This is a genomic window from Mesorhizobium sp. WSM4822, assembly GCF_055811155.1.
This window is the reverse complement of sequence record NZ_JBVVQM010000004.1, coordinates 39302-60215: the sequence shown is the minus strand read 5'-3', so window position 1 is coordinate 60215 and position 20914 is coordinate 39302. Positions and strand designations below refer to the sequence as shown.

General features: G+C 63.0%; 21 protein-coding genes. 11 read left to right on the top strand and 10 right to left on the bottom strand.

The window, feature by feature from the left end:
- Nucleotides 1-13: 13 nt before the first annotated feature.
- Complete coding sequence (locus tag AC0L3E_RS10980; protein WP_128307810.1) at nt 14-370, top strand: ArsR/SmtB family transcription factor; 357 nt, start codon at nt 14-16, stop codon at nt 368-370.
- A complete protein-coding gene (locus AC0L3E_RS10975) occupies nt 367-846 on the top strand; it encodes an SRPBCC family protein (protein WP_128307809.1) in 480 nt (159 codons plus the stop codon). The genes AC0L3E_RS10980 and AC0L3E_RS10975 overlap by 4 nt, the downstream gene beginning before the upstream one ends.
- A gap of 102 nt (nt 847-948) precedes the next feature.
- Here AC0L3E_RS10975 and AC0L3E_RS10970 read toward each other — a convergent pair whose 3' ends face one another.
- Both AC0L3E_RS10970 and AC0L3E_RS10965 read right to left on the bottom strand, forming a co-directional pair.
- A complete protein-coding gene (locus AC0L3E_RS10970; protein WP_128307808.1) occupies nt 949-1302 on the bottom strand; it encodes a nuclear transport factor 2 family protein in 354 nt (117 codons plus the stop codon).
- 126 nt (nt 1303-1428) lie between these two features.
- Complete coding sequence (locus tag AC0L3E_RS10965) at nt 1429-1806, bottom strand: 2'-5' RNA ligase family protein (RefSeq protein WP_473604909.1); 378 nt, start codon at nt 1804-1806, stop codon at nt 1429-1431.
- On the opposite strand from AC0L3E_RS10965, the gene AC0L3E_RS10960 reads away from it, so the two are divergent.
- Entirely contained in the window at nt 1693-2037 is a 345-nt protein-coding gene (locus AC0L3E_RS10960) for a hypothetical protein (protein WP_473604915.1), read from the top strand. The two genes, AC0L3E_RS10965 and AC0L3E_RS10960, sit on opposite strands and share 114 nt — an antisense overlap.
- A 298-nt stretch (nt 2038-2335) precedes the next feature.
- Here AC0L3E_RS10960 and AC0L3E_RS10955 read toward each other — a convergent pair whose 3' ends face one another.
- From AC0L3E_RS10955 to AC0L3E_RS10930, 6 genes are all read right to left on the bottom strand, one after another.
- Nucleotides 2336-3421 carry an ABC transporter ATP-binding protein gene (locus AC0L3E_RS10955; RefSeq protein ID WP_128307806.1) on the bottom strand — a complete coding sequence of 362 codons (1086 nt, stop codon included), beginning with the start codon at nt 3419-3421 and terminating at the stop codon, nt 2336-2338.
- Entirely contained in the window at nt 3411-4019 is a 609-nt protein-coding gene (locus AC0L3E_RS10950) for a cupin domain-containing protein (protein ID WP_128307805.1), read from the bottom strand. Before AC0L3E_RS10950 ends, AC0L3E_RS10955 begins: the two co-directional genes overlap by 11 nt.
- Nucleotides 4020-4231: 212 nt before the next feature.
- Nucleotides 4232-5302, bottom strand: a complete 1071-nt coding sequence (locus AC0L3E_RS10945; protein WP_128308306.1) for an ABC transporter substrate-binding protein — start codon at nt 5300-5302, stop codon at nt 4232-4234.
- Nucleotides 5287-6156, bottom strand: a complete 870-nt coding sequence (locus tag AC0L3E_RS10940) for an ABC transporter permease (protein ID WP_128308305.1) — start codon at nt 6154-6156, stop codon at nt 5287-5289. Before AC0L3E_RS10940 ends, AC0L3E_RS10945 begins: the two co-directional genes overlap by 16 nt.
- A complete protein-coding gene (locus AC0L3E_RS10935; protein ID WP_128308304.1) occupies nt 6153-7037 on the bottom strand; it encodes an ABC transporter permease in 885 nt (294 codons plus the stop codon). The genes AC0L3E_RS10940 and AC0L3E_RS10935 overlap by 4 nt, the downstream gene beginning before the upstream one ends.
- A gap of 102 nt (nt 7038-7139) precedes the next feature.
- Nucleotides 7140-8420, bottom strand: a complete 1281-nt coding sequence (locus AC0L3E_RS10930; protein ID WP_473604783.1) for an NAD(P)/FAD-dependent oxidoreductase — start codon at nt 8418-8420, stop codon at nt 7140-7142.
- A 235-nt stretch (nt 8421-8655) separates the two neighbouring features.
- Between AC0L3E_RS10930 and AC0L3E_RS10925 the strand changes: the two genes are divergently transcribed.
- The 5 genes from AC0L3E_RS10925 to AC0L3E_RS10905 all read left to right on the top strand — a co-directional run bounded on the left by AC0L3E_RS10925 (nt 8656) and on the right by AC0L3E_RS10905 (nt 14149).
- Nucleotides 8656-9813 carry a fumarylacetoacetate hydrolase family protein gene (locus AC0L3E_RS10925; RefSeq protein ID WP_128308302.1) on the top strand — a complete coding sequence of 386 codons (1158 nt, stop codon included), beginning with the start codon at nt 8656-8658 and terminating at the stop codon, nt 9811-9813.
- Between the two features lie 344 nt (nt 9814-10157).
- Nucleotides 10158-11093, top strand: a complete 936-nt coding sequence (locus AC0L3E_RS10920; protein ID WP_013532868.1) for a substrate-binding domain-containing protein — start codon at nt 10158-10160, stop codon at nt 11091-11093.
- A gap of 114 nt (nt 11094-11207) precedes the next feature.
- The gene (locus AC0L3E_RS10915; protein ID WP_127320323.1) at nt 11208-12194 is read left to right on the top strand and encodes an ABC transporter permease; all 987 of its coding nucleotides are present in this window, start codon (nt 11208-11210) and stop codon (nt 12192-12194) included.
- A 3-nt stretch (nt 12195-12197) separates the two neighbouring features.
- A complete protein-coding gene (locus AC0L3E_RS10910; RefSeq protein ID WP_127269326.1) occupies nt 12198-12989 on the top strand; it encodes an ATP-binding cassette domain-containing protein in 792 nt (263 codons plus the stop codon).
- Nucleotides 12990-13126: 137 nt separating this feature from the next.
- Nucleotides 13127-14149: a LacI family DNA-binding transcriptional regulator gene (locus AC0L3E_RS10905; protein WP_128308301.1), complete on the top strand. Its 1023-nt coding sequence runs from the start codon at nt 13127-13129 to the stop codon at nt 14147-14149.
- 328 nt (nt 14150-14477) lie between these two features.
- On the opposite strand, the gene AC0L3E_RS10900 is transcribed toward AC0L3E_RS10905, so the two are convergent.
- On the bottom strand, nt 14478-15068 hold the full coding sequence (locus AC0L3E_RS10900; protein WP_127270239.1) for a TetR/AcrR family transcriptional regulator: 591 nt from the start codon (nt 15066-15068) through the stop codon (nt 14478-14480).
- Nucleotides 15069-15310: 242 nt separating this feature from the next.
- On the opposite strand from AC0L3E_RS10900, the gene AC0L3E_RS10895 reads away from it, so the two are divergent.
- From AC0L3E_RS10895 to AC0L3E_RS10885, 3 genes are read left to right on the top strand one after another with little or no spacing between them, the layout of a single operon-like run.
- A complete protein-coding gene (locus AC0L3E_RS10895; protein ID WP_127270242.1) occupies nt 15311-15565 on the top strand; it encodes a hypothetical protein in 255 nt (84 codons plus the stop codon).
- Nucleotides 15559-18735 (top strand): efflux RND transporter permease subunit, encoded by a 3177-nt coding sequence (locus AC0L3E_RS10890; protein WP_473604782.1) that lies wholly within the window; start codon nt 15559-15561, stop codon nt 18733-18735. The genes AC0L3E_RS10895 and AC0L3E_RS10890 overlap by 7 nt, the downstream gene beginning before the upstream one ends.
- A gap of 15 nt (nt 18736-18750) precedes the next feature.
- Nucleotides 18751-19902: an efflux RND transporter periplasmic adaptor subunit gene (locus AC0L3E_RS10885; protein WP_127268585.1), complete on the top strand. Its 1152-nt coding sequence runs from the start codon at nt 18751-18753 to the stop codon at nt 19900-19902.
- A gap of 22 nt (nt 19903-19924) precedes the next feature.
- On the opposite strand, the gene AC0L3E_RS10880 is transcribed toward AC0L3E_RS10885, so the two are convergent.
- Nucleotides 19925-20857: a LysR substrate-binding domain-containing protein gene (locus tag AC0L3E_RS10880; protein ID WP_473604781.1), complete on the bottom strand. Its 933-nt coding sequence runs from the start codon at nt 20855-20857 to the stop codon at nt 19925-19927.
- Between the last annotated feature and the right edge of the window lie 57 nt (nt 20858-20914).

Below are 20914 nucleotides of genomic sequence, written 5' to 3'. Positions count from 1 at the left end.
TCAGGACCAACCAATGACAAGCCTTCAGACCACAACTCCGAGCCCTCCGCCGATCGACGGCATCTTTCGCGCTCTTGCCGACCCGACGCGACGCCGCGTTGTTGAGCGGCTGAACCGCAGTCCCGCCTCGGTCAGCGAACTCGCAGAGCCCTTCGAGATGGCGCTGCCCTCCTTCATCGAACATCTCAAGATTCTCGAAGGCTGCGGGCTGGTGCACTCGCAAAAGACCGGCCGGGTCAGGACCTATCAGCTGGCACCCGAGCCGCTGAAACTCGCCGAAAACTGGCTGGCCGAACAGCGCACGCTTTGGGAGCGTCGCCTCGACCGGTTCGACGCTTATGTGATGACCCTCAAGGAGACAGAAAAATGAGCTATCCCCTCAAGCCGGATCCCAGACTGGACCTCGTGCTGGAGCGCGTCATCGATGCGCCGCGCGAATTGCTGTGGCGCGTTTGGACGACGCCGGAGCATGTCAAGCAATGGTTCACGCCGAAGCCTTGGATGATCACCGACTGCGAGATCGACCTCAGGCCGGGCGGGCTGTTCCGCACGCGCATGCAGTCGCCAGACGGCAAGGAGGTCAACGACCGCCAATGCTGCTATCTCGAAATCGTGCCGAACGAGCGGCTGGTTTGGACGGACGCGCTGCTGCCGGGCTATCGGCCATCAGGCGAACCCTTCATCACCGCGGTCATTTCCCTTCAGCCGGACGGCAAGGGAACCCGCTACACCGCCACCGCCATCCATCGCGACGAGGCGACCCGCAACAACCATGAAGAGATGGGTTTCTTCAACGGCTGGGGCACGGTGGCCGACCAGCTTGCGCAGTACGTCAAGACCATTTGAGCCTCTCACATGGCGGCCTGGGGCATCGTCCCGGCCGCCATGCTTATTTTTTAACCTCCAGCGACGAGATCGAATTCCCCAAGCCGATGGTATTTCACGGCCTCAATAATAGAAGCGCTCTTCGGTGATTTTGCCGTTCTTGACCGTGTAGAGGCCAACTTCATCCCTGGTGACACGCTCCCCGGTAGCCTTGGGCGTTATGTCGAACTTGAAGCGCACCGCGAACTGGTCGCCATTGACATAGGGACCCTCGACCGAGCCGCCATGCACTTCGTTGTTCTCCTGCCACCACTGGCCCTTCTGCTTGAGAGCCTCCTTGCCATTGGCAATGGCCATTGGCCCCGCCATGGCTTCGAGACTGACGATATCATCGGCATTGTACTTCTCGGCAGCAGCTTCGTTATCGCCCTGCTTGAGCAGTTCGGTGAAATCCTTGGCAATTTCCGCGATGGTCATTTGTGTTCCTCCTGTTCAGACGCACTGCAAATAGGGAAGCGCTTACCGGCCCGCCACCGTTGCCGGCACTACAGCTGACAAGCCGTGTCAGGACGATTGGTATAGCGGCTGTGTGGCCACGATTTCTCATATGCCGGCTAGGGAATCGTCCTGACCGGTCAATCGCCAGGTCGCCGGACATTTGTATTCACCCTGGTGGCTGCAGATCAGCGAAAAACTCCGCACTGTCCAGGATATCGGCTCAACGATCCGTTCCCGCACTTTCGGAACGCCCCTCCTGTCGCGAAGCAGCGTGACATGTGGCTCCAGCGAGGTCGTGATGAATGGCTTTAGCGGGCTGTCGTCAATCACGGCAGAGAGCTTGCGCCAGAAGGCTTGCAAGGTCGGCGAATGGTCGCTGCTGCGAAGGACCAGCGCCCCGCCGCCGAAAGCCGACAGGCGGTCGAAGCAAACATCGAATGGTGTGGCCTGGATCAGCAAGCCGACATGGCGGGCGATCTCCACCACACGCTTCTGTTTGCCGTCGCCAAGGCCGATCAGGGATATGTGCATTTGATCGGTTGGCGTCAGCCATCCCCGCAATCTCAGTTCCTGATTGTAGTGCTCAGCCCTGCGCCGCAGCATGGCATTGACCGGATCCTCAACGAGAAATCCGTAGAACAGATGCGGCTCCCGGATCGGGTTCTGTCCTTCAAATCGGAAAAAGGTCTGACCGTTCTTCGCGGTTCCGTATGAAAATTGCCCACTCACAACCGATCTCGTCCGGCAGATTGTATCAAGCCGAGAAGTTTAGAACAAAAAGGGAACAAATCAAGTGAAAACAAAACCGGCGCTAATGGTTTCCGCATCAGCGCCCGCAAGTTTAACGGCGGAGCAAGCTTTTTCGAGCAAGGGCCGAACCCTACGATCCGTAGCCGATGATGCCCTGACCTCCCGAAAATCGTGGATCGACCAGTCGACATACCCCCGGCCGTTGACCGACGGCTTGTAGCCACCGCGCGGCGTGTGCTCCGGTTATTTAACGTCGACAAAATTAGCTTGGTAGCACCGGGCAGTTGGCACCACGGCGCAGGCTGATATGCGCCACGTCTCCGACGCTGAATTGGGAACCCTCGGCCTGGCGCGGCGCATCGATGACAACAGGCGCGCCCTGCCCGAGTTCGGCATGAAGGCGCAGCGTGCGACCGTGAAAGACGACGCTGTTGACGCGCGCCGGTGCGGTGCCGGGCGCGGCCTCGGTCATCGCCAGCAAATCCTCCGGACGCACGCCGATGGTGCGGGTGGCGCCCTCGGCAGGTGCCTCGCCGGTTTCAGAAATAGCCTCCAGCGGCAGGGCGCCGGCGGCGAAGCGCAGGCGATCGCCGTCTCGGCCGACGAAGCGCGATTGCAGGAGATTCATGGTGCCGATGAAGCTCGCCACAAACTTCGTGGCGGGCCGGTCGTAAAGGGTGGCCGGCGGCGCGATCTGCTCGATGCGGCCCTTGTTCATGACGACGATGCGGTCGGAAATCGACAGCGCTTCGGTCTGGTCGTGGGTGACCATGACGAAGGTGGTGCCGAGCCGCGACTGCAGCCGCTTCAGTTCAACCTGCATCTGTTCGCGCAGATGCGCATCGAGCGCCGACAGCGGCTCGTCGAGCAGCAGCACGCGTGGTTCGCAGACGATGGCACGCGCCAGCGCGACGCGCTGGCGCTGGCCGCCCGACAGTTCGGAGACGCGGGCGCCAAGCTTGTCGGCGAGACCGACCATGTCGAGGGCTTCGCCGGTGCGCTTTGCCTGCTCAGATCCAGACAGTTTGCGCAGCGACAGACCGAAGCCGACATTTTCGGCGACATTCATGTGCGGGAACAGCGCATAGTCCTGGAACACGGTGTTGACCGGCCGGTCGAACGGCCGAAGGGCAGTGATATCGCGACCATCGAGCAACACCTTGCCGCTCGACGGGCTTTCGAAACCGGCGATGACGCGCAGGCTGGTGGTCTTGCCGCAACCCGACGGCCCGAGCAGCGTGACAAACTCGCCGCTGATAATGTCGAGGTCGACGGCGTCGAGCCCGACGATGCCGCCAGGAAAAATCTTCGAGACCGCCTGCAGCCGCACAAGTGGATCAGGCGCCATCGCGAACCTCGGACGGCTTCGTGGTGTTGACCCAGAGGATCTGGCAACGCTCAGTGCCCGGATTGCAGAAGGCATGCAAAAGCGTGCTCTTGAACGCAAAACTGTCGCCGGCCTTCAGCCCGTAATTTGTCGAATCCACCACCAGTTCGACCTCGCCGGCCAGCACGAAGCCGAATTCATGGCCGGCATGGGCATAGGCCTCGGCCGTGCCGCCGCTGGCTTCCACCGTCACCAGCATGCCGGTCAGCGTCGCGCCCGGGGGCGACAGCAGCGCCTTGGCAATGCCTTCCGATTTCACCGGGATCTGCCGCCGCTTGTCGGCACGCACACAATAGAGATCGCTGACGGCATCGTTGCCGTCGGCGATCAGCGCCGACGGCTCGATGTCGAGAGCGGCGGCGAGCGGCCAGATCACCTTGACGCGCAGTGAGGACATACCGCGCTCGATCTGGCTCAAAGCACCGATCGACACACCGGCTTTTGCCGCAAGATCGGCCAGCGACAGGTTGCGTTCCAGCCGCAGCGCCCGTACGCGCCGGCCGACCCGCACATCGGCATCGTCCTTCGGCTTCTCAGCCGGTTCGTCCAGCATGTCCATCAATTCATCCTCGTTTGCAGTCTATCCATCGGAGCGCGGCGCAGCGTCGATAAGCTCCCCCTTCTCCCCTTGTGGGAGAAGGTGTCGCCGCAGGCGACGGATGAGGGGTGCTCCAGCTTGGCTACGACGGCGATCCGCCACGCACCCCTCATCCGTCTCGGCGCTGCGCGCCGATCCACCTTCTCCCACAAGGGGAGAAGGCAGGCCTCAACTCACCCCCCTGCCTTGACCTTTTCGAACATCTTGGCGAGGTCGTCATTCTGTTTCATCGGCCCGGTGAAGATGGTGGTCTTCAGCAACACCTCGGGATCGGATGGCAGCTGCAATTTCTCAAGTTCCTCCTTCGGCACGGTGGCGAAGGCGGAGCTCAGCGAGCTGCCGTAACCATAGGCCTGGATCAGGTATTTGCCGGAGTCGGCATCCAGCCGGCTGTTGATGAAGTCATAGGCGAGGTCGACATTCTTGGCGTCCTTGAGCATGACGAAGCCGCAGGCCCAGGTCAGCATGCCCTCCTTCGGCTTCATGAACTCGACCGGCACGCCCTGCTTCTTCAGCGACGTGGCGGACGCGTTCCAGGTCATGGCGGCGACCAATTGGCCGCTGGCCAACGCCTGTTCCACCGAGGTCATGTCGGTGGTGTAGTTGGAGAGCAGCGGGCGCTGCTCGCGCAGCTTCTCGGCCACCTTGTCCATTTGCTCCGACGTCATGTCGAACGGATTGACGCCGGCGAGCAGTGCGGCAACGACCGGCGTGTCGTGCACGGCGTCGATCGTCGCCATGCGGCCGGCATACTGCTTGTCCCACAAAAGGTTCCAGCTCGCTTCCGGGTTCTTCACCAGATCGGTTCGGTAGAGGATCGAGGTGTTGCCCCAGTCCCATGGCACCATCCAGACCTTGCCGTCGCCGGCCTGCAGGTCGGGCAGGTTCTTGAACACCGGGAAGATCGAATCCCAGTTCTTGATGCGCTTGGTGTCGATCGGCTGCAGCAGGCCTTCCTTGTTCCAGCGCGCCACCTTGTCATAACAGGGATGCGCGATGTCGGGACGGAAGCCGGCCTTGACCTTGGTGAAGGCGTCATCGTCGTCACCGAAGATGGAGGCCTCGACGCCATCGGGATGCGCGGCGAGGAAGCTCTTGTTGAAATCGGGCAGTTCATAGCCCGACCAGGTGAAATATTGCAGCTTGTCGCCGGCGAAAGCGACGGTCGACGACAGCGCCAGCGCGAACGCCGTCAATCCAGCGCAAACAGTCTTTGCAGAGATCGATTTCAGGTCGAATGCCATTGCAGTTCTCCTCTCTTGGTTTGTTTTGGTTGTGATGGATCCGCGGGCTTTGGCGCCGTGGCGGACAGGCCGCGATGGCGTAGGATTTCAGCTGCTGCAGCGATGACGAAGGACACAGCCAGGATCGACGTGCCCAGCGCCATCACCGTCGGCAGCGACTTTGGAAAACGCAGCTGGCTCCAGATGTAGAGCGGCAGCGTCGGCTCGGTGCCGGCGAGGAAGAAGACAACGATGAATTCGTCGAAGGAGATCAGGAAGGCCAGCATGAAGGCCGAAATGATGGCCGGCAGGCTGAGCGGCAGCATGACCCGCCGGAACGTCGTCCAGTCGGAGGCGCCGAGATCGAGCGCCGCCTCGCGAATGGTTTTCGGGATGGCGGCGAAGCGGCTGCGCATGATCACCACGGTCGTCGGCAGCGCGACCAATATGTGGCCGAGAACGATGGCAATGCGCGATGGCCCCAGACCAATGAGGTTGATGAGGATCAGCAGCGATATGCCGACGATGACGCCGGGGATCAGGATCGGCAGCCGGGCGATGGCGCTGATGGTGGCGGCCAGCGGCGAGCGGCCATAGAGGTCCATGTAGGATACGGTGATGCCGCACAGCGTCGCGCCCGTGGCGGCAATGGCGCCGATGACGAGGCTGTTCAAGAGTGCACCAGTCAGCGCCGAATTGCCGAACAGTGTCGCGTACCATTGCAAGGTGAAGCCTTGCAGTGGAAACGCTGCCTGGATCGAGTTGTTGAAGGAAAACAGCGGGATCAGCAGCACCGGCAGATAGAGAAAGACCAGATAGGCGACGACGTAGACGCCGAGCCAGCGGCCGCCTCCCTGCGTGCGTGCAGCGCTCATGTGCGGCTGCCAAATCTGCGGTCGGCGAAACGCGCGACCAGCACCACGCACAGGATGACCAGCATGACGGCGACGGAGAGTGCGGCGCCGAACGGCCAGTCATTGGCCTTGCCGAATTGCGCCTGGATCAGCGTGCCGATCATGGTGCTGGCCGGGCCGCCGACGAGCGCCGGCGTGACATAGTCACCGACCGTCGGCACGAAGACGACAAGGGCTGCCGCCAGCACGCCCGGCATCGAATTGGGCAGCACGACACGGCGGAAAGAGGTGAATGGCCGCGCGCCGAGATCGGAAGCGGCCTCGATCAGCGATTTCGGGATGGTGTCCAGCGCCACATAGATCGGCAGGATGGCGAACGGTGCATAGGCGTGCGCGAGCGTGACGACAACGGCGGCCGGCGTGTTGAGAAAGGCCAATGTCGGCTCGGACCAGATCCCGCTTTCGATCAGCGCCGAGTTCAAAACGCCGTTGTAGGCGAGCACGATCTTCCAGGCGAAGACGCGCAGGAGATAGCTGGTCCAGAACGGCAGCGTCACCAGGAACAGCAGCAGGCCGCGCCGCCGACCGGCGTGGAAGGCAAGGTAGTAGGCGACGGGATAGGCGGTGACGACGGTCGCCAGCGTGACCAGAGCGGCAATGATCAGCGAGCGCAGCGTCACCGTCCAGTATAGCGGATCGGAGACCACGGTGACAAAATTCGCCACGGTGAAGCCGGCGCCGAGCAGCGAACCGTCATTGCCGCGGAAGGCGAGGAAAAGCACGAGGCCGAGGGCAAACAGGATCAGCAGGAAGGTGACCAGAGCGCCCGGCAGCAGCATGGCGACCCGGAAGCCCTGAGAAGACCGGGCCTCTGGCGCTGATGCTGCAACTAGGGTCGACATCGACCTGCCTATCGGAATTTGAAATTAGCTTAGAGTTTTTCATATTCATGAAACTGTCAAGCGGAATCCCGAACGGAACCCCATTGACAGGAATTGCTTTGGTCAGCGCTCCAACGCATCGAGCAGCCGGTACCAGGCGATGGTCGCGGCGACGCCGACCTGGCGGAAGGCGTGAAACGGGATCGGTCGGATCGGCGAGACCGGGAAGGGCAATTGCCTGACATCGCCACTCTGGAGATAGCCGGCGATGCGCTCGCCAAGAGCGGTCATCAGGCCGACACCACGACCCTGGCAGCCGACCACGGCCAGCAGGCCCTGCTCCGGCTCGTGGATGTGCGGCAGATGGTCCGGCGTCATCGCCACGCGGCCGAACCAGCGCTTCTCGATGGCGACGCCGGACAGCATGGGATAGAGCCGCCGCAGCGCCCGCTCGAGATGTGCCCAGTCGCTGGCGCTCGTCGGCAGCGCCATGCGACCCCGTCCGCCAAGCACCAGCCGTCCGTCGGCGCTCTTGCGGTAGTAGACGAGGATGCGCCTGGAGTCCGACACCGCCTGCCCTTCCGGCAGGATCGTGGCCGCCAGGTTGGGCGGCAACGGCGCTGTAGCGATCTGGAAAGAATGCAGCGGCACGATCGTCTGGGCGAGACCGGGGATCAGACCGTCCGTATAGGCGTTGGTCGCCAGAACGACCGCCTTTGCCTGCAATTCCAGGCCATTTCCGGTCAAAATACGCCAAACACCGGCGGCATTGGTGAGCCGCACGACCTTTTCGCCCCCGGCTATCCTCACTCCAGCCGCGGCCGCGACACGGGCGAGTTCCGACGTATAGGCAAGCGGATCGATGACACCGGCGCGGCGGTCGAGCCAGCCGCCGAGATAGCCCTGTGCACCGGTCCTGGCCGCGATCTCCGCTGCGTTCAGCAACTGGACATCCGCGCCCCGTGCCCGCCATTGCCGGTCACGGTTTACCGCCGACTTCAGTGCGGCCTCGGTGTGCGCAGCCTGGATCCAGCCATTGCGAACGAACGGCACCGCCAGTTTCTCGTCGCGGATCAACTCGAACACCGCATCGGCGGTCGACGCCGCGAAATTGACGAGCGCCTCGCCGCGCTCCGGGCCAAAATGCTCCAGCAGCCATTCCGGATCGTATTTCAGGCCGGGAATGACCTGACCGCCATTCAAACCCGATGCGCCCTGGCCGATCTCGCCGGCGTCCAGCACCTGCACCGACAGGCCAAGCCGGGCGGCATGCAAGGCGGTCGACCAGCCCATGATGCCACCGCCAACGATGGCGAGATCGACACGTTCGCCATTGGGAAGCGATTGAAACGTGGAAGCTGTATGTGGCTTGCGCCAGATCGGATCGGAGAATGCTGTCGCCAAGGATCACCTGAATGCGCTGCGATTGGTGAAAATCCTAATCAGGATTTCACAATTTTGAAAGAGCCCTGGCTTTCGTCTGTGGACTGCCGCCGAGACGATCGGAGACCCAGAGTCCCGATCGCCCGCGACGGGATAGACCTTTGAGGGGAATCCGGTGAAAGTGCCGCGCCGATCCAGCCAGCCCACATTGACGATCACTTCGCCACATTGTCGATCACTCAGAGGACAGAGCGCTATGACGAACCCGACCCACCTGCCCACAGAGGGCCTTTTTGTCGGACGCGCCAGAAGCAGCGATGCCGCATACCCGCTGGTCGTCACGGTGCGCGATGGCACGGTCTTCGACATAACCTCGCGTGCGGCACCAACCATGCGCGATCTTTGCGAGATGGCCGACCCCGCTGGGCATGTCCGCTCGGCCAAGGGCAGACCGATCGGATCGCTCGATGACATCGCCGCCAACAGTTTTGAGACCGGGCGCGATCCAGCAAAACCCTACCTGCTCTCACCGGTCGACCTGCAGGCGGTCAAGGCATCGGGCGTCACCTTCGTCGTCAGCCTGCTGGAACGGGTGATCGAGGAACAGGCGCGTGGTTCGGCTGAAAAAGCCGATGCCATCCGCGCCGACATCGCAGGACTGATCGGCCACGACCTGTCGAAGCTGAAGCCCGGTTCGCCCGAAGCGATGGAGATCAAGGCCAAGCTGATTTCGCGCGGCGCCTGGTCGCAATATCTGGAAGTGGGCATCGGCCCCGATGCCGAGATCTTCACCAAGTGCCAGCCGATGGCCTCGGTGGGCTTCGGCGCCGATGTCGGGCTGCACCCGGTGTCGACCTGGAATAATCCGGAACCCGAGATCGCCATGATCGCCGCCTCCAGCGGCCGGATCGTCGGCGCGACCATCGGCAACGACGTCAATCTGCGCGACGTCGAAGGGCGTTCGGCGCTGCTGCTCGGCAAGGCCAAGGACAACAATGCCTCGGCCTCACTCGGCCCCTTCATCCGCCTGTTCGACGACAAATTCTCCATCGATGACGTCAAGCGCGCCGTCGTGCGCCTGAAAGTCGAGGGCGAGGACGGGTTCTCGCTGGAGGGCGCAAGCTCGATGGCGGAGATCAGCCGCTCGCCGGAGGAACTGGTCGCCGCGGCCATGGGGCCGCACCACCAGTATCCGGACGGGCTGGCGCTCTATCTCGGCACCATGTTCGTTCCGTCCAAGGATCGCGGCGAGAAGGGCAAGGGATTTACCCACAAGGTCGGCGACATCGTCACCATCTCGTCGGAAAAATTCGGCGCGCTGGTCAACCGCGTGCAGCTGTCGCCGGACTGCCCGCACTGGACCTATGGCGCCAGCCATCTGATGCGGGAGCTGGCCAGAGCCGATCTGATCTAGCAACTGGTGTCGTCGACGCCCTGCCAAGCGCTGCGGACCTGGTCCCGTGGGCGTAGGATGGTCGCCGGCGTGACCCTTGTCGGCGCAGGCCGCGTTCGCGCGACCCGAAGCAATCACGCCAATTATCAGACAGTCGGAAAATCACCTCAACTGATGCAATCTGATGGGACCGCTGATGACGCCCCGTCAGGCGCCCACTACACCTGCAGATGGAGGCTTGGCAGATGGAGGCTTGCCATCCGTCGAAAAAGGGGATGCTCTGACGCCTTCAACCGGCGCTGGCAAAAAGACGCGGAACAAGGGACGGATTTTGAACTGACTATCTACAAACGGGAGGAAATCAAATGCTGACACGGCTAAGACTCGTTCTATACGGCCTGTTGGTGGCGCTGATGGTGGTACCAGCAGCGGCACAGGCCAAGACGTTCTACTGGATTTCGCACGGCGGTCCGGCCGATCCGGTCTGGACCTACTTCCTGGCCGGCGCCAAGCAGTGGGCCAAGGACACCGGCAACACGGTCAACACCTCGTTCCACAATGGCGATGTCGCCTCCCAGCAGGAAGCGGTTCGCGCCGCCCTCTCCGCCAAGGCCGACGGTATCGTCACGACGAGCCCCGATCCGGGCAGCCTGATCGAGATCGTCAAGGAAGCGCGTGCGGCGAAAGTGCCGATCATCAATTTCAACACGCCTGATCCGAAAGCCGACTTCAACGCCTATGTCGGCGGCGACAATGTCACCTTCGGCAAGCATTGGGCGCAGTATCTGGTCGACAAAGGCCTGGTGAAGAAAGGCGACTTCGTCTGGATGCCGGTCGAAATCCCCGGCGCCACCTATGGCGTGCAGGAAGAAGAAGGCATCAAGAGCGTCTTCGAGCCGCTCGGCATCACCTATGAAATCACGGAAGCCACGCTTGATCAGGCTGAAGTGATCAACCGCATGGTCGACTACCTCACGGCCAACAAGGCCAAGGTGAAGGCGATCATCGGCCTGGGCGATCTCGTCACCGGCTCGATCAAGCGGGTGTTCGACCAGGTCGGCATCAAGCCGGGCGAAATCCCGGTCGTCGGCTGGGGCAATTCGCTCGACACCACCCAGGAAGTGCTGAACGGCTATGTCAATGCCGGCCAGTGGCAGGACCCGCAGGCGACCAGCTATGTCGCGCTTTCGCTGGCCAATATGGCCGCCGGCGGCATTCCTCCGGGCTTCAACGTCATCACCGGCGCGCTCTACGAAAAAGACACCGCGCAAATCTACGATGACATCCTGTCCGGCAAGTAACATCCAATCCTAGCAGTCGCGGCCGCCCAACGGTCGCGACTGGCTCTCCATTTCGCCGAGCCCTTCGCACGCGATGTGCAACGCTCAGCCTTCCACTCATGTCGCGGATTGCCTGTGGAAAATCATTCGCTCGTCCAACGCCTGATCGCACGGCCGGAATTCGGCCCTTTCGTGCTGCTCGTCGTCGAGATCGCCGTTTTCTGGAGTTTCAACCACGACTTCCTGTCGCCGCAGAACATCTCCAACACGCTGGCCTTCACGGTCGAGCTCGGCCTGATCGCGCTGGCGATGACGCTGTTGATGACGTCGGGCGAGTTCGACCTCTCGGTCGGTTCCCTGTTCGGCTTCTCGCCGGTCTTGATGTGGACCCTGTTCAACAGCGGCCTGACCTCCCTTGAGGTCGGCTTTGTCGCCGCGCTGCTGGTCGCCGCCTTCATCGGGCTGGTCAATGGCTGGTTCGTGACGCAGCTCAAGATCCCATCCTTCCTGGTGACGCTCGGCATGCTGCTGGTGGTGCGCGGCACCGCTCTTTTCGTCACCGATGGTTTTCCCCAGCGCACCTGGAGCGCCGAAGGCAGCTGGCTGGCGGAAGTGCTGGTCGGCGATTTCTTCATCGGCCCGTTCCGCATCTACATGTCGCTGTTCTGGTTCATCGCCGCGGCGATCGGGCTCGGCTATGTGCTGACGCAAAGCCGCACCGGCAACTGGATCCAGGCGGCCGGCGGCAACCCGAGTGCTGCAAGGGCGCGCGGCGTCAATGTCAGCGGCGTCAAGATCGGCCTGTTCGTGCTGTCGTCGGTCATGGCCTCGCTTGCCGGCGTCATCTCGTCGCTGCGCACTTCCGCCGCCAACCCCAACAGCGGCACCGGCTATGAACTGGAAGTCATCGCCATGGTGGTGATCGGCGGAACCGCGCTGACCGGCGGGCGCGGCACGATCATCGGCACCGTGCTCGGCATCCTGATCCTGCGCGTGATGCGCAACGGCATCGTGCTGATCGGCGTGCCCGGCCTTGCCTACAACATCTTCATCGGCGCCATCATCCTCGGCATGATGGCGCTGCATTCATGGCTGGAACGCCGGCACCAGGCGGGGACTTGAACCATGGCCGAGCCACTGATCCGCATGACGAGCATCCGCAAGTCCTATGGCCGCGTGCAGGCGCTGGAGGATGCCAATTTCCATGTCAATGAACGGGAGATCGTCGGCTTGCTCGGCGACAATGGCGCCGGCAAGTCGACGCTGATCAAGGTGCTCTCGGGTGCCGTTCCGCTGACCAGCGGCGATATCTTCATTCGCGGCAAGAAGGTGAGCCTGCGCAGCACCAGCGACGCCATCGCCCACGGCATCGAGACGATCTACCAGGACTCGGCGCTGGTGACGCAACTGTCGATCGCCCGCAATCTGTTCCTCGGGCGCGAGCCGATCAAGCCGCCGCGCTTCCTCAACCGGATGGACCAGGATGCGATGAACACGGTTGCTCGCGACTTGCTCAAGCAGGTCGGCATCTCGAAGAACATCCCGCCGACGACGCCGATCGGCTCGCTCTCCGGCGGCGAACGCCAGGCGGTGGCGATCGCGCGCGCCATGCATTTCGACAGCGACCTGATCATCTTGGACGAGCCGACCAACAATCTCGGCGTCGCCGAAACACAGGGTGTGCTGAGCTTCGTGCGCAGCGCCCGCGATTCCGGCCATTCCTGCATTTTCATCGCCCACAACATCCACCATGTCTTCCAGGTGGTCGACCGCATCGTCGTCATGCGCCGCGGCAAGGTGGTTGCTGACGACATAGACCCCAAGAAGACCAGCGTGGCGGAGGTCGAACGGATCATCACCGGCATGTCGGACAAGGAGATCCGCGATGCCATCGCCGATGGCAAGCCATCGCACTGAGAATGGTGATGGGCGTCGATCACCCGTCACCTCAGATCGCATCGCTTGTCTGACGCGCCATCGCATGGCGAACAGGATTGCAGCATGAAAGCCACAGTTTCGGATACCGCACGCAACTGCGGGCTGTGGGTTACGGCATGAAAGCCACTGTCTCCGATATCGCTCGTAGCTGCGGGCTATCGACCGCAACGGTCGACCGGGTGCTCAACAACCGGCCGGGTGCGAGTGCGGCCAACCGCCAGCGCGTCATGGAGGCGGCCAAGCAGCTCGGCTATCTGCCGGTCGCCGATCAGGTAACGCTGCCCTCGCGGCCCGCCCACCTTGAATTCCTGCTGCCGATCGGCAGCAATGCCTTCATGCGCGATCTCGCGGGGCATATCGAGGACTACGCCGCGCGCCTGCCGCTTGTCGCCTCGTGCCGGATCCACAACCTCGCCGGTATCTCGCCGAACGCGCTGCAGAGCGCTGTCGAAAACCTTTCGCTCAGGGCCAATGGCGTCGGCGTGATCGCCGTCGATCATCCGCGTACGCGCAACATCCTGCGCGACATCGTCGATGCCGGCATGCGCCTGGTGACGCTGGTGTCCGATGTTCCGGCGGCACCGCGCGCGGCCTATGTCGGCATCGACAACCGGGTGGCGGGACGAACGGCGGCGCTGCTGATGGGACGCTTCCTTGGCGGCCGCACCGGCCATCTGGCGATGGTCGTCGGCTCACGTTCCTATCGTGGCCACGAGGAACGCGAGATGGGTTTCCGCTCGGTGCTCAGTGAGGAGTTTCCCAATCTGACCGTCAGCAGCGCCGTCGAGGTCAACGACGAGCCCGATGCCAGCTACACCGAGACCATGAAGGCGCTGCACGACGAGCCGGAACTGCTTGGCATCTATTGCGTCGGAGCTGGACATTCGGGCGTTGCAAAGGCGATCCGCGAGGCCAGGCCGAACCGCAAGCCGGTGTTCATCTGCCACGATCTGACCAAGGACACGCGCGGTCATCTCGTCGACGACCTGCTCGATGTCGTCATCGACCAGAATGCACGGCTGATCGCGGAGCAGTCGGTCATCCGCCTGCTCGGCTCGATTGCCTCCTCGGCACCCTATCTGACGCGCAAGTTCATCGAACCGCGCTTGATCTTCAGGGAAAACGTCCCGGTGCAGTAATGCGAAATGGCTTGGCTAAACGGGTTTCCGGATTTGTACGATAATTGGCACGGCAAATCTGCACAGCAGCTATGCAAGTTTCTTTGTTGCCGAATCGTTGGGCAACTCGTAGGTTCTGGTTGTCGGCCATCTACTCCTCCCAGATGCGATGCCGACGCTGAATGGGGTGCACCTCCTCCCGCGCCACATTCGAAAATCGAGCCCGCTGCCACCTCCTCCCGGCAGCGGGCTTTTTTCGTTTGGCCGACAGGGATGGCGGCACAGCGACACCAAAGCGCGCCCAGTCATCACGCGATGAATGGCGCACATGGATAGGCGACAGGTCACCTCAACCGGCGGCGGCGCCCCTGAAAGAAACGATCAATCCTTCAGCCATGCGCACGAACTGCGTGCTCGGACCTTCCGACCCCACGGTCTGCACGCTAACCCGCGCGCCCTCGAGCAGAAGCGACAGCGTATCGGCGAGCAGTTCAGCCTGGCCGATGCCCGCATCCCGACATAGCGTCACAAGGCGCTCGCGCTGGGCTTCCTTGAGCTCCTTGATCACCAGCCTGGCCGGATGGTCCGGCTCGGTCAGCTCAGCGGCGGCGTTGGCCATGTCGCAGCCGCGCCCATCCGCATTGAGCATGGCAGCCGCCTTGCGAACCCAGGCATGCAGCTGGGCAAGCTTGTCACCAGGAAATTCGGCCTCGAACGCATCCCACATAGCGCCCGCCTTGGCCGCATTGGCGCGCAGGCATTCGACGATCAGTTCGTCCTTGGATTCGAAGTGACGATAGAGCGTCATCTTGTTCGTGCCGGCAGCTTCGGTGATGGCGTCGACGCCGACACCCTTGATGCCATGCTTGTGGAACATGTCGCGTGCCGTCTCCAGGATCCGATCCCGGGGACGAGAGCGCTCCACGATGCCGTCTGCCATCATGATCTCCTTTCGTTTCCAAAAAACCCTCGGCCACCTCTTGACTAGGGTGTTACCGGTCTGTAACTTCCAGAATGTTACTTACTGGTAACACCTATCTCGTCCACCGTCAATAACAAGGCCGTGAACTGGCCCTGCCGACGAGAGGGACAAGAAACTGCCAATCATGCGGCCTCGGCCGGTGAAAAGATGAAAACGGTTCGCGAGCACGTGCTGCGAATCGACAGACAAGGAGCCGGCCAATGCCACAGCGCCGCGATCTTACCATAGATGAAGCCGTCCGGGATCCGATGATCCGGCTGGTCATGAGAGCCGATGGCGTCGACCCGCGCGCCTTCGAGACGATGCTGCGCTCGCTTGCCGATGCGCAGCGCAACGAGGTGCCGTTGCTGCATTCGCGGGACGACCTCGGTGACAAGCGCGGTCAAAGACTGTCCAGCGTCGCCAGCGCCTTCGGGCGGGCAAGAGCAGCCGGGGAGGCTTGCGTCTCGTGGTAAACTTTTTCATCCACCGTCCGATCTTCGCCTCGGCGATCGCCATCATCATGGTGCTCGCCGGGTCGATTTGTTATTTCCTGCTGCCCGTCTCGCAGTTTCCCGACATCACACCGCCGCAGGTCGTGGTCAGCGCCCACTATCCAGGCGCCAGCGCGCAAGTGGTGGCCGATACGGTGACGACGCCGCTGGAGCAGCAGATCAACGGCGTGCAAGGCATGACCTACATGTCGTCGACGAGCTCCAATGACGGCTCCTCGACCATCACCATCACCTTCGATGTCGGCTATTCGCTGAGCACCGCCGCCGTCGACGTGCAGAACCGCGTCTCGCAGGCCGCCTCGTCGCTGCCGGCGATCGTCAACCAGGCCGGCGTGACGATCAAGAAGCAGAACCCGAACTTCGTCCTCATCGTCAACCTGACTTCGCCCGACAGTTCGGTCGATCCGGTGGCGCTGAGCAACCTTGCCTATCTGCAGGTGGTCGATCCGCTGAAGCGCCTGCCCGGCGTCGGCGATGTGCAGATCTTCGGCGAGCGGCGCTATTCGATGCGCGTCTGGCTCGATCCCGACAAGCTCGCCAATCTCGGCATCACCGCGGTCGATGTGCAGAACGCCATCGCCGAGCAGAATGTCCAGGTGGCGGCCGGCAAGATCGGCCAATCGCCGGCACCCGCCGGCACCGCCTTCGAGATGCAGGTCAACGCCGTCGGCCGGTTGAGCGATCCAAAGGAATTCGGCGACATCGTCGTGCGCGCCAACACCGACACCGGCTCGCTGGTCAGGCTGCGCGACGTCGCCCGCATCGAGCTCGGCGCACTGCAATATTCGTCGTCGGCCTTCTTCGGCAAGGACCCGACCGTGGTGCTCGCCGTCTACCAGATGCCCGGCTCCAACGCGCTCGATCTGCAGCAGCGCGTCAAGGACAAGATGCAGGAGCTGTCGGGCCGCTTCCCGAAGGGCGTGTCCTATGCAATGCACTACGACACGACGCGCTTCGTCTCGGCGTCGATGCATGACGTGCTGATCACGCTCGGCGAAGCGCTGGTGCTGGTCGTCGCCGTGGTGTTCCTCTTCCTGCAAAGCTGGCGCACGACGATCATCCCGACCATTGCCATTCCGGTGTCGCTGGTGGCGACGCTGGTCGTCATGGAGATGCTCGGCTTCTCGCTCAACATGCTCTCCCTGCTCGGCATGGTGCTGGCGATCGGCCTCGTCGTCGACGACGCCATCGTCGTGGTCGAGAATGTCGAACGACAGCTGGAGGCCGGACTCAAGCCGCTTGCGGCGACCAAGGCCGCAATGCGCGAGGTCACCGGACCGATCATCGCCACCACCGCGGTGCTGATGGCGGTGTTCGTGCCGGTCGCCTTCATTCCCGGCGTCTCCGGCAAGCTCTACAACCAGTTCGCGCTGACCGTGGCGATCTCCGTCGGCATCTCCGCCTTCAACTCATTGACGCTCAGTCCCGCGCTCAGTGCGGCCTTCCTGCGCCATCGCGGCGAGACGCAGTTCGCCCCGTTCCGCTGGTTCAACACCGGCTTCGACAGGCTGTCGCACGCCTACGCCAATGGCGTACGCATTCTCATCCGCTTGCGCTGGATCATGCTCGGCCTGTTCGCGGCCGGCCTGGTCGCCACCTACTTCGTCTGGCAGCGCCTGCCCTCGACCTTCCTTCCGGTCGAGGACCAGGGCTATTTCTTCGTCGTCATCCAGTTGCCCGACGGCGCGTCGCTGGAACGCACCGACGCGGTGGCGCAGAAGGCGCGTGACATCCTGCAAGCGACGCCCGGCGTCGAGATTGTCGGCTCGATCAGCGGCCTGAATTTCCTGACCAGTGCGGCGCAGTCGAATTCGGCGGTCGAATTCGCCATCCTGAAGCCGTGGGAGGAGCGCGGCCCCGACCAGAGTGCATCGAAGCTCGTCGCCGATGTGCGCGGCAAGCTGATGCAGATTCCGGAAGCTTTCGCGCTGAGCTTCGATCCGCCTTCTATCCCGGGTATCGGCACCACAGGCGGCTTCGAATTCGTCGTCGAGGATCTGACCGGCCGCGGCAGTTCAGCCCTTAACGATGCGACGCAAGCCGTGATCGCCGAGGCGCGCAAGCAGCCCGAAATCAACCCGCAGCAGCTGTTCTCGCCATTCTCGACCTCGACGCCGCAGTTCAACTACGACCTCGACCGCAGCAAGGCCAAACTGCTCGGCCTCAATCTGCCCGATGTCTTCAACACGCTGCAGATCTATCTCGGCTCGCTCTACGTCAACGACTTCAACCTGTTCGGCCGCACCTTCCGGGTGACCATCCAGGCCGACAAGGATGCACGTGCGGGTGCCGCCGACATTTCGCGGCTCTATGTGCGCAATGCCTCCGGCGGCATGGTGCCGCTCTCGACGCTGGGCAAACTCGTGCCCTTCGTCGGCCCGGAGACCGTGCCGCATTACAACAACAATGCCTCGGCCTCGATCAATGGCGGTGCCGCACCCGGCTTTTCCTCGGGCCAGGCGGTTGCCGCGATGGAACGGGCCGCCGCCATTGCGCTGCCAAGGGATTTCGGTTTCGAATGGACCGGCATCACCTTCCAGGAGCTCAAGGCAGGATCGATCGCGTCCGTCGTCTTCGGCCTCGCCATCGTCTTCGTCTTCCTGATCCTGGCGATGCAGTATGAGAGCTGGGCGATGCCGTTCATGGTGCTGTTGGCGGTGCCACTGGCCCTGTTCGGCGCCTTCGTGGCCTTGTTGCTGCGTGGCATGCAGATCGACGTCTACTCGCAGATAGGCTTCGTCATGCTGATCGGCCTGGCGGCCAAGAACGCGATCCTGATCGTCGAGTTCGCAAGGCGACGGCGCGAAGAAGGCCTCAGCATCGTCGACGCGGCGATGGAGGCGGCACGGCTCAGGCTGCGGCCGATCCTGATGACGGCCTTCGCCTTCATCCTCGGCGTGCTGCCGCTGATGTTTGCGACCGGCGCCGGTGCGGCAAGCCGGCAGTCGATCGGCACCACCGTGTTCGGCGGCATGGTCGCGGCGACCATCCTGTCGCTGGTGTTCGTGCCGGTGTTCTACGCGGTCATCGAGCAGCTGCGCGAACGCCGCGGCAATGACGAGCCCGCCTCTCAAGACAATGAACCAACGACTAAGCCCGCCTTGCGCCCCCTGGCGGAAGCGGCCGAATAAGATTGGAGACTGATCATGCGTAAATGGAAGATCGCGTTGGGAACGGCCGTCGCACTGGGAGCGATCTCGGTGGCCAGCGTCCACCTGCTCGACATGGGCAACCTCAGCCTCAATGCCGGCACGGCCGCGGCGACGCCTGCTCCGGCGGCATTCGTCATGCCTGTGCCGGTGGTCAGTGTCGTCAAGAAGACGATCCCGATCTACCTGGACTATGCCGCGCGGACGGAACCGATCCGCAGCATCACCTTGCAGGCCAGGATTCCGGGCTATCTGCAGGAGCAGACCGCAGCCGACGGCGTCGACGTCCGGCAAGGCGATCTTCTCTACAAGATCTCGCCTGACGACTTCCAGGCGGCTCTCGACCAGGCCAAGGCGCAAGTGCAGCGCGATACGGCGACGCTCGACTATGCCCGCTCCAACCTCGGTCGCGGCACCGAGCTCGCCAAGAGCGGCTACCTCGCCAAGGACGGCTTCGACCAGCGCACCAGCACCTTGCGCGAGGCACAGGCGTCGCTGGCGGTCAATCAGGCGGCGGTCCGCACGGCAGAGCTCAATTTGAGCTACGCTGAAATCCGGGCGCCGTTTGGCGGGCGTCTCGGCCGCAACCAGGCTTCGGTCGGAACGCTGGTCAGCGTTGCCGGCACCGTGCTCAACACGCTGGTGCAACTCGATCCGATCTACGTCACCTTCAACCCGAGCGAGACGGATCTGGCCGAGATCGAGCAAGCCCGCGCGAACGGCCCGATCGAAGTGGAGGTGCTGCTCCCCGGCCAGACCGAGGCCAGCCAGAAGGGCGAGCTTACCTTCATCGACAATTCGGTCGACCGCTCGACCGGCACGATCACGGCGCGCGCAACGATCGGTAACGGCAAGTTCACGCTGCTGCCCGGCCAATATGTTCGTGTCCGGCTGCATGTGAGAGAGCAGGCCGACGCGCTGATGGTGCCGCAGACGGCGCTGGGCTCGAGCCAGCTCGGCAAATATCTCTATGTCGTCGGCAAGGACAACACGGTCGACCAGCGGCTGGTTTCGCTCGGACCGACGAGCGGCGGTCAGGTCGCCATCCTCAGCGGCGTCGCCGAGGGCGACCAGGTGATCACGGGCAATCTGCAGAAGATCGGACCCGGAGCGCCTGTATCGCCGATACCGGAAAAGCCGGCCACCTGAACACCCCCGTCAGGACCCGGCTTCAGCGCGGCGCCCCGACCTTCCCACAGGTCGCGGGCGCCGCTCGACTGAGCAGTTCCACCAGACCGGCAACATCGGCGCGGTCGGCCTTGGCCACCGGCATGAATGCACAGTAGGGATGCCCGAGGCGCACGGAGACGGAGGAGAGCGCAATCAGCCGACCGGCCTCCAGATCGGCGCGCGCCATGACCCGCTGGCCAAGCGCGATGCCCAGGCCCAGCCTTGCCGAGGCGATCGCAAGGCTGGACAGGCCGACGCGCCGCCCGTGCGACGGGTCGGGTGAGCGGCTGCCGCCGGAGGCCGCAAACCAGTCAGCCCAGGTCGGGTGCGAGGCATAGTTCGGCCCCCAATTGGTGTGGATGAACTGGCTCTCGTGCAAATCCGCCAGACTGGTATCGCCATTGCCGTGCCGGTGCCAGAATTCCGGTGCGCAGACAGGCAGGACGTCGTCATGGACGAGACGGACGAGTTTCAATCCGGGATAGTGATAATCGCCATAGCTGATGCGCAGGTCGATGTTCTGGCGCATCAGGTCGACCGGATCGTCCTCGACCCGAACGTCGATCGCCATCTGCGGAAAGGCATCGAGAAGTACCGCCAGCCTCGGCGCCAGCCACAGTTCGGCCAGCGAGAACGGCACGCTGACGACCAGGCGCGTCCGCATCCCGCCCTCCAGCATGCGCTGGCCTATAGCGGCGATGTCTCCCAAAGCCTTCGCGGTCTGCGGATAGATAGCGTGGCCGGCGTCGGTGAGCGCGATGCGATTGCCGCTGCGCACGAACAATTGCTTGCCGAACCAGTTCTCAAGATTGCGTATCTGCTGGCTGACCGCTGCAGAGGACACACCGAGTTCAGAGGCGGCCAGAGTGAAGCTGCCGGCACGCGCCGCAACCTCGAAAGCCTTGATCGCATTCAACGGAGGTAGCCGTTCCACATCGATTCCGTAAGTTTTTCTTGGCCAATCCTAACTATTTTCGGCGTTGAGAGAAAG

What these genes read in the sequence shown, in the direction of transcription:
- AC0L3E_RS10950 (WP_128307805.1), bottom strand. Translation starts at nt 4,019, where the DNA reads ATGGACATGCTGGACGAACCGGCTGAGAAGCCGAAGGACGATGCCGAT.
- AC0L3E_RS10940 (WP_128308305.1), bottom strand. Translation starts at nt 6,156, where the DNA reads ATGAGCGCTGCACGCACGCAGGGAGGCGGCCGCTGGCTCGGCGTCTAC.
- AC0L3E_RS10975 (WP_128307809.1), top strand. Translation starts at nt 367, where the DNA reads ATGAGCTATCCCCTCAAGCCGGATCCCAGACTGGACCTCGTGCTGGAG.
- AC0L3E_RS10945 (WP_128308306.1), bottom strand. Translation starts at nt 5,302, where the DNA reads ATGGCATTCGACCTGAAATCGATCTCTGCAAAGACTGTTTGCGCTGGA.
- AC0L3E_RS10920 (WP_013532868.1), top strand. Translation starts at nt 10,158, where the DNA reads ATGCTGACACGGCTAAGACTCGTTCTATACGGCCTGTTGGTGGCGCTG.
- AC0L3E_RS10885 (WP_127268585.1), top strand. Translation starts at nt 18,751, where the DNA reads ATGCGTAAATGGAAGATCGCGTTGGGAACGGCCGTCGCACTGGGAGCG.
- AC0L3E_RS10910 (WP_127269326.1), top strand. Translation starts at nt 12,198, where the DNA reads ATGGCCGAGCCACTGATCCGCATGACGAGCATCCGCAAGTCCTATGGC.
- AC0L3E_RS10925 (WP_128308302.1), top strand. Translation starts at nt 8,656, where the DNA reads ATGACGAACCCGACCCACCTGCCCACAGAGGGCCTTTTTGTCGGACGC.
- AC0L3E_RS10970 (WP_128307808.1), bottom strand. Translation starts at nt 1,302, where the DNA reads ATGACCATCGCGGAAATTGCCAAGGATTTCACCGAACTGCTCAAGCAG.
- AC0L3E_RS10900 (WP_127270239.1), bottom strand. Translation starts at nt 15,068, where the DNA reads ATGGCAGACGGCATCGTGGAGCGCTCTCGTCCCCGGGATCGGATCCTG.
- AC0L3E_RS10905 (WP_128308301.1), top strand. Translation starts at nt 13,127, where the DNA reads ATGAAAGCCACTGTCTCCGATATCGCTCGTAGCTGCGGGCTATCGACC.
- AC0L3E_RS10895 (WP_127270242.1), top strand. Translation starts at nt 15,311, where the DNA reads ATGCCACAGCGCCGCGATCTTACCATAGATGAAGCCGTCCGGGATCCG.
- AC0L3E_RS10980 (WP_128307810.1), top strand. Translation starts at nt 14, where the DNA reads ATGACAAGCCTTCAGACCACAACTCCGAGCCCTCCGCCGATCGACGGC.
- AC0L3E_RS10935 (WP_128308304.1), bottom strand. Translation starts at nt 7,037, where the DNA reads ATGTCGACCCTAGTTGCAGCATCAGCGCCAGAGGCCCGGTCTTCTCAG.
- AC0L3E_RS10955 (WP_128307806.1), bottom strand. Translation starts at nt 3,421, where the DNA reads ATGGCGCCTGATCCACTTGTGCGGCTGCAGGCGGTCTCGAAGATTTTT.
- AC0L3E_RS10960 (WP_473604915.1), top strand. Translation starts at nt 1,693, where the DNA reads ATGGTCGCTGCTGCGAAGGACCAGCGCCCCGCCGCCGAAAGCCGACAG.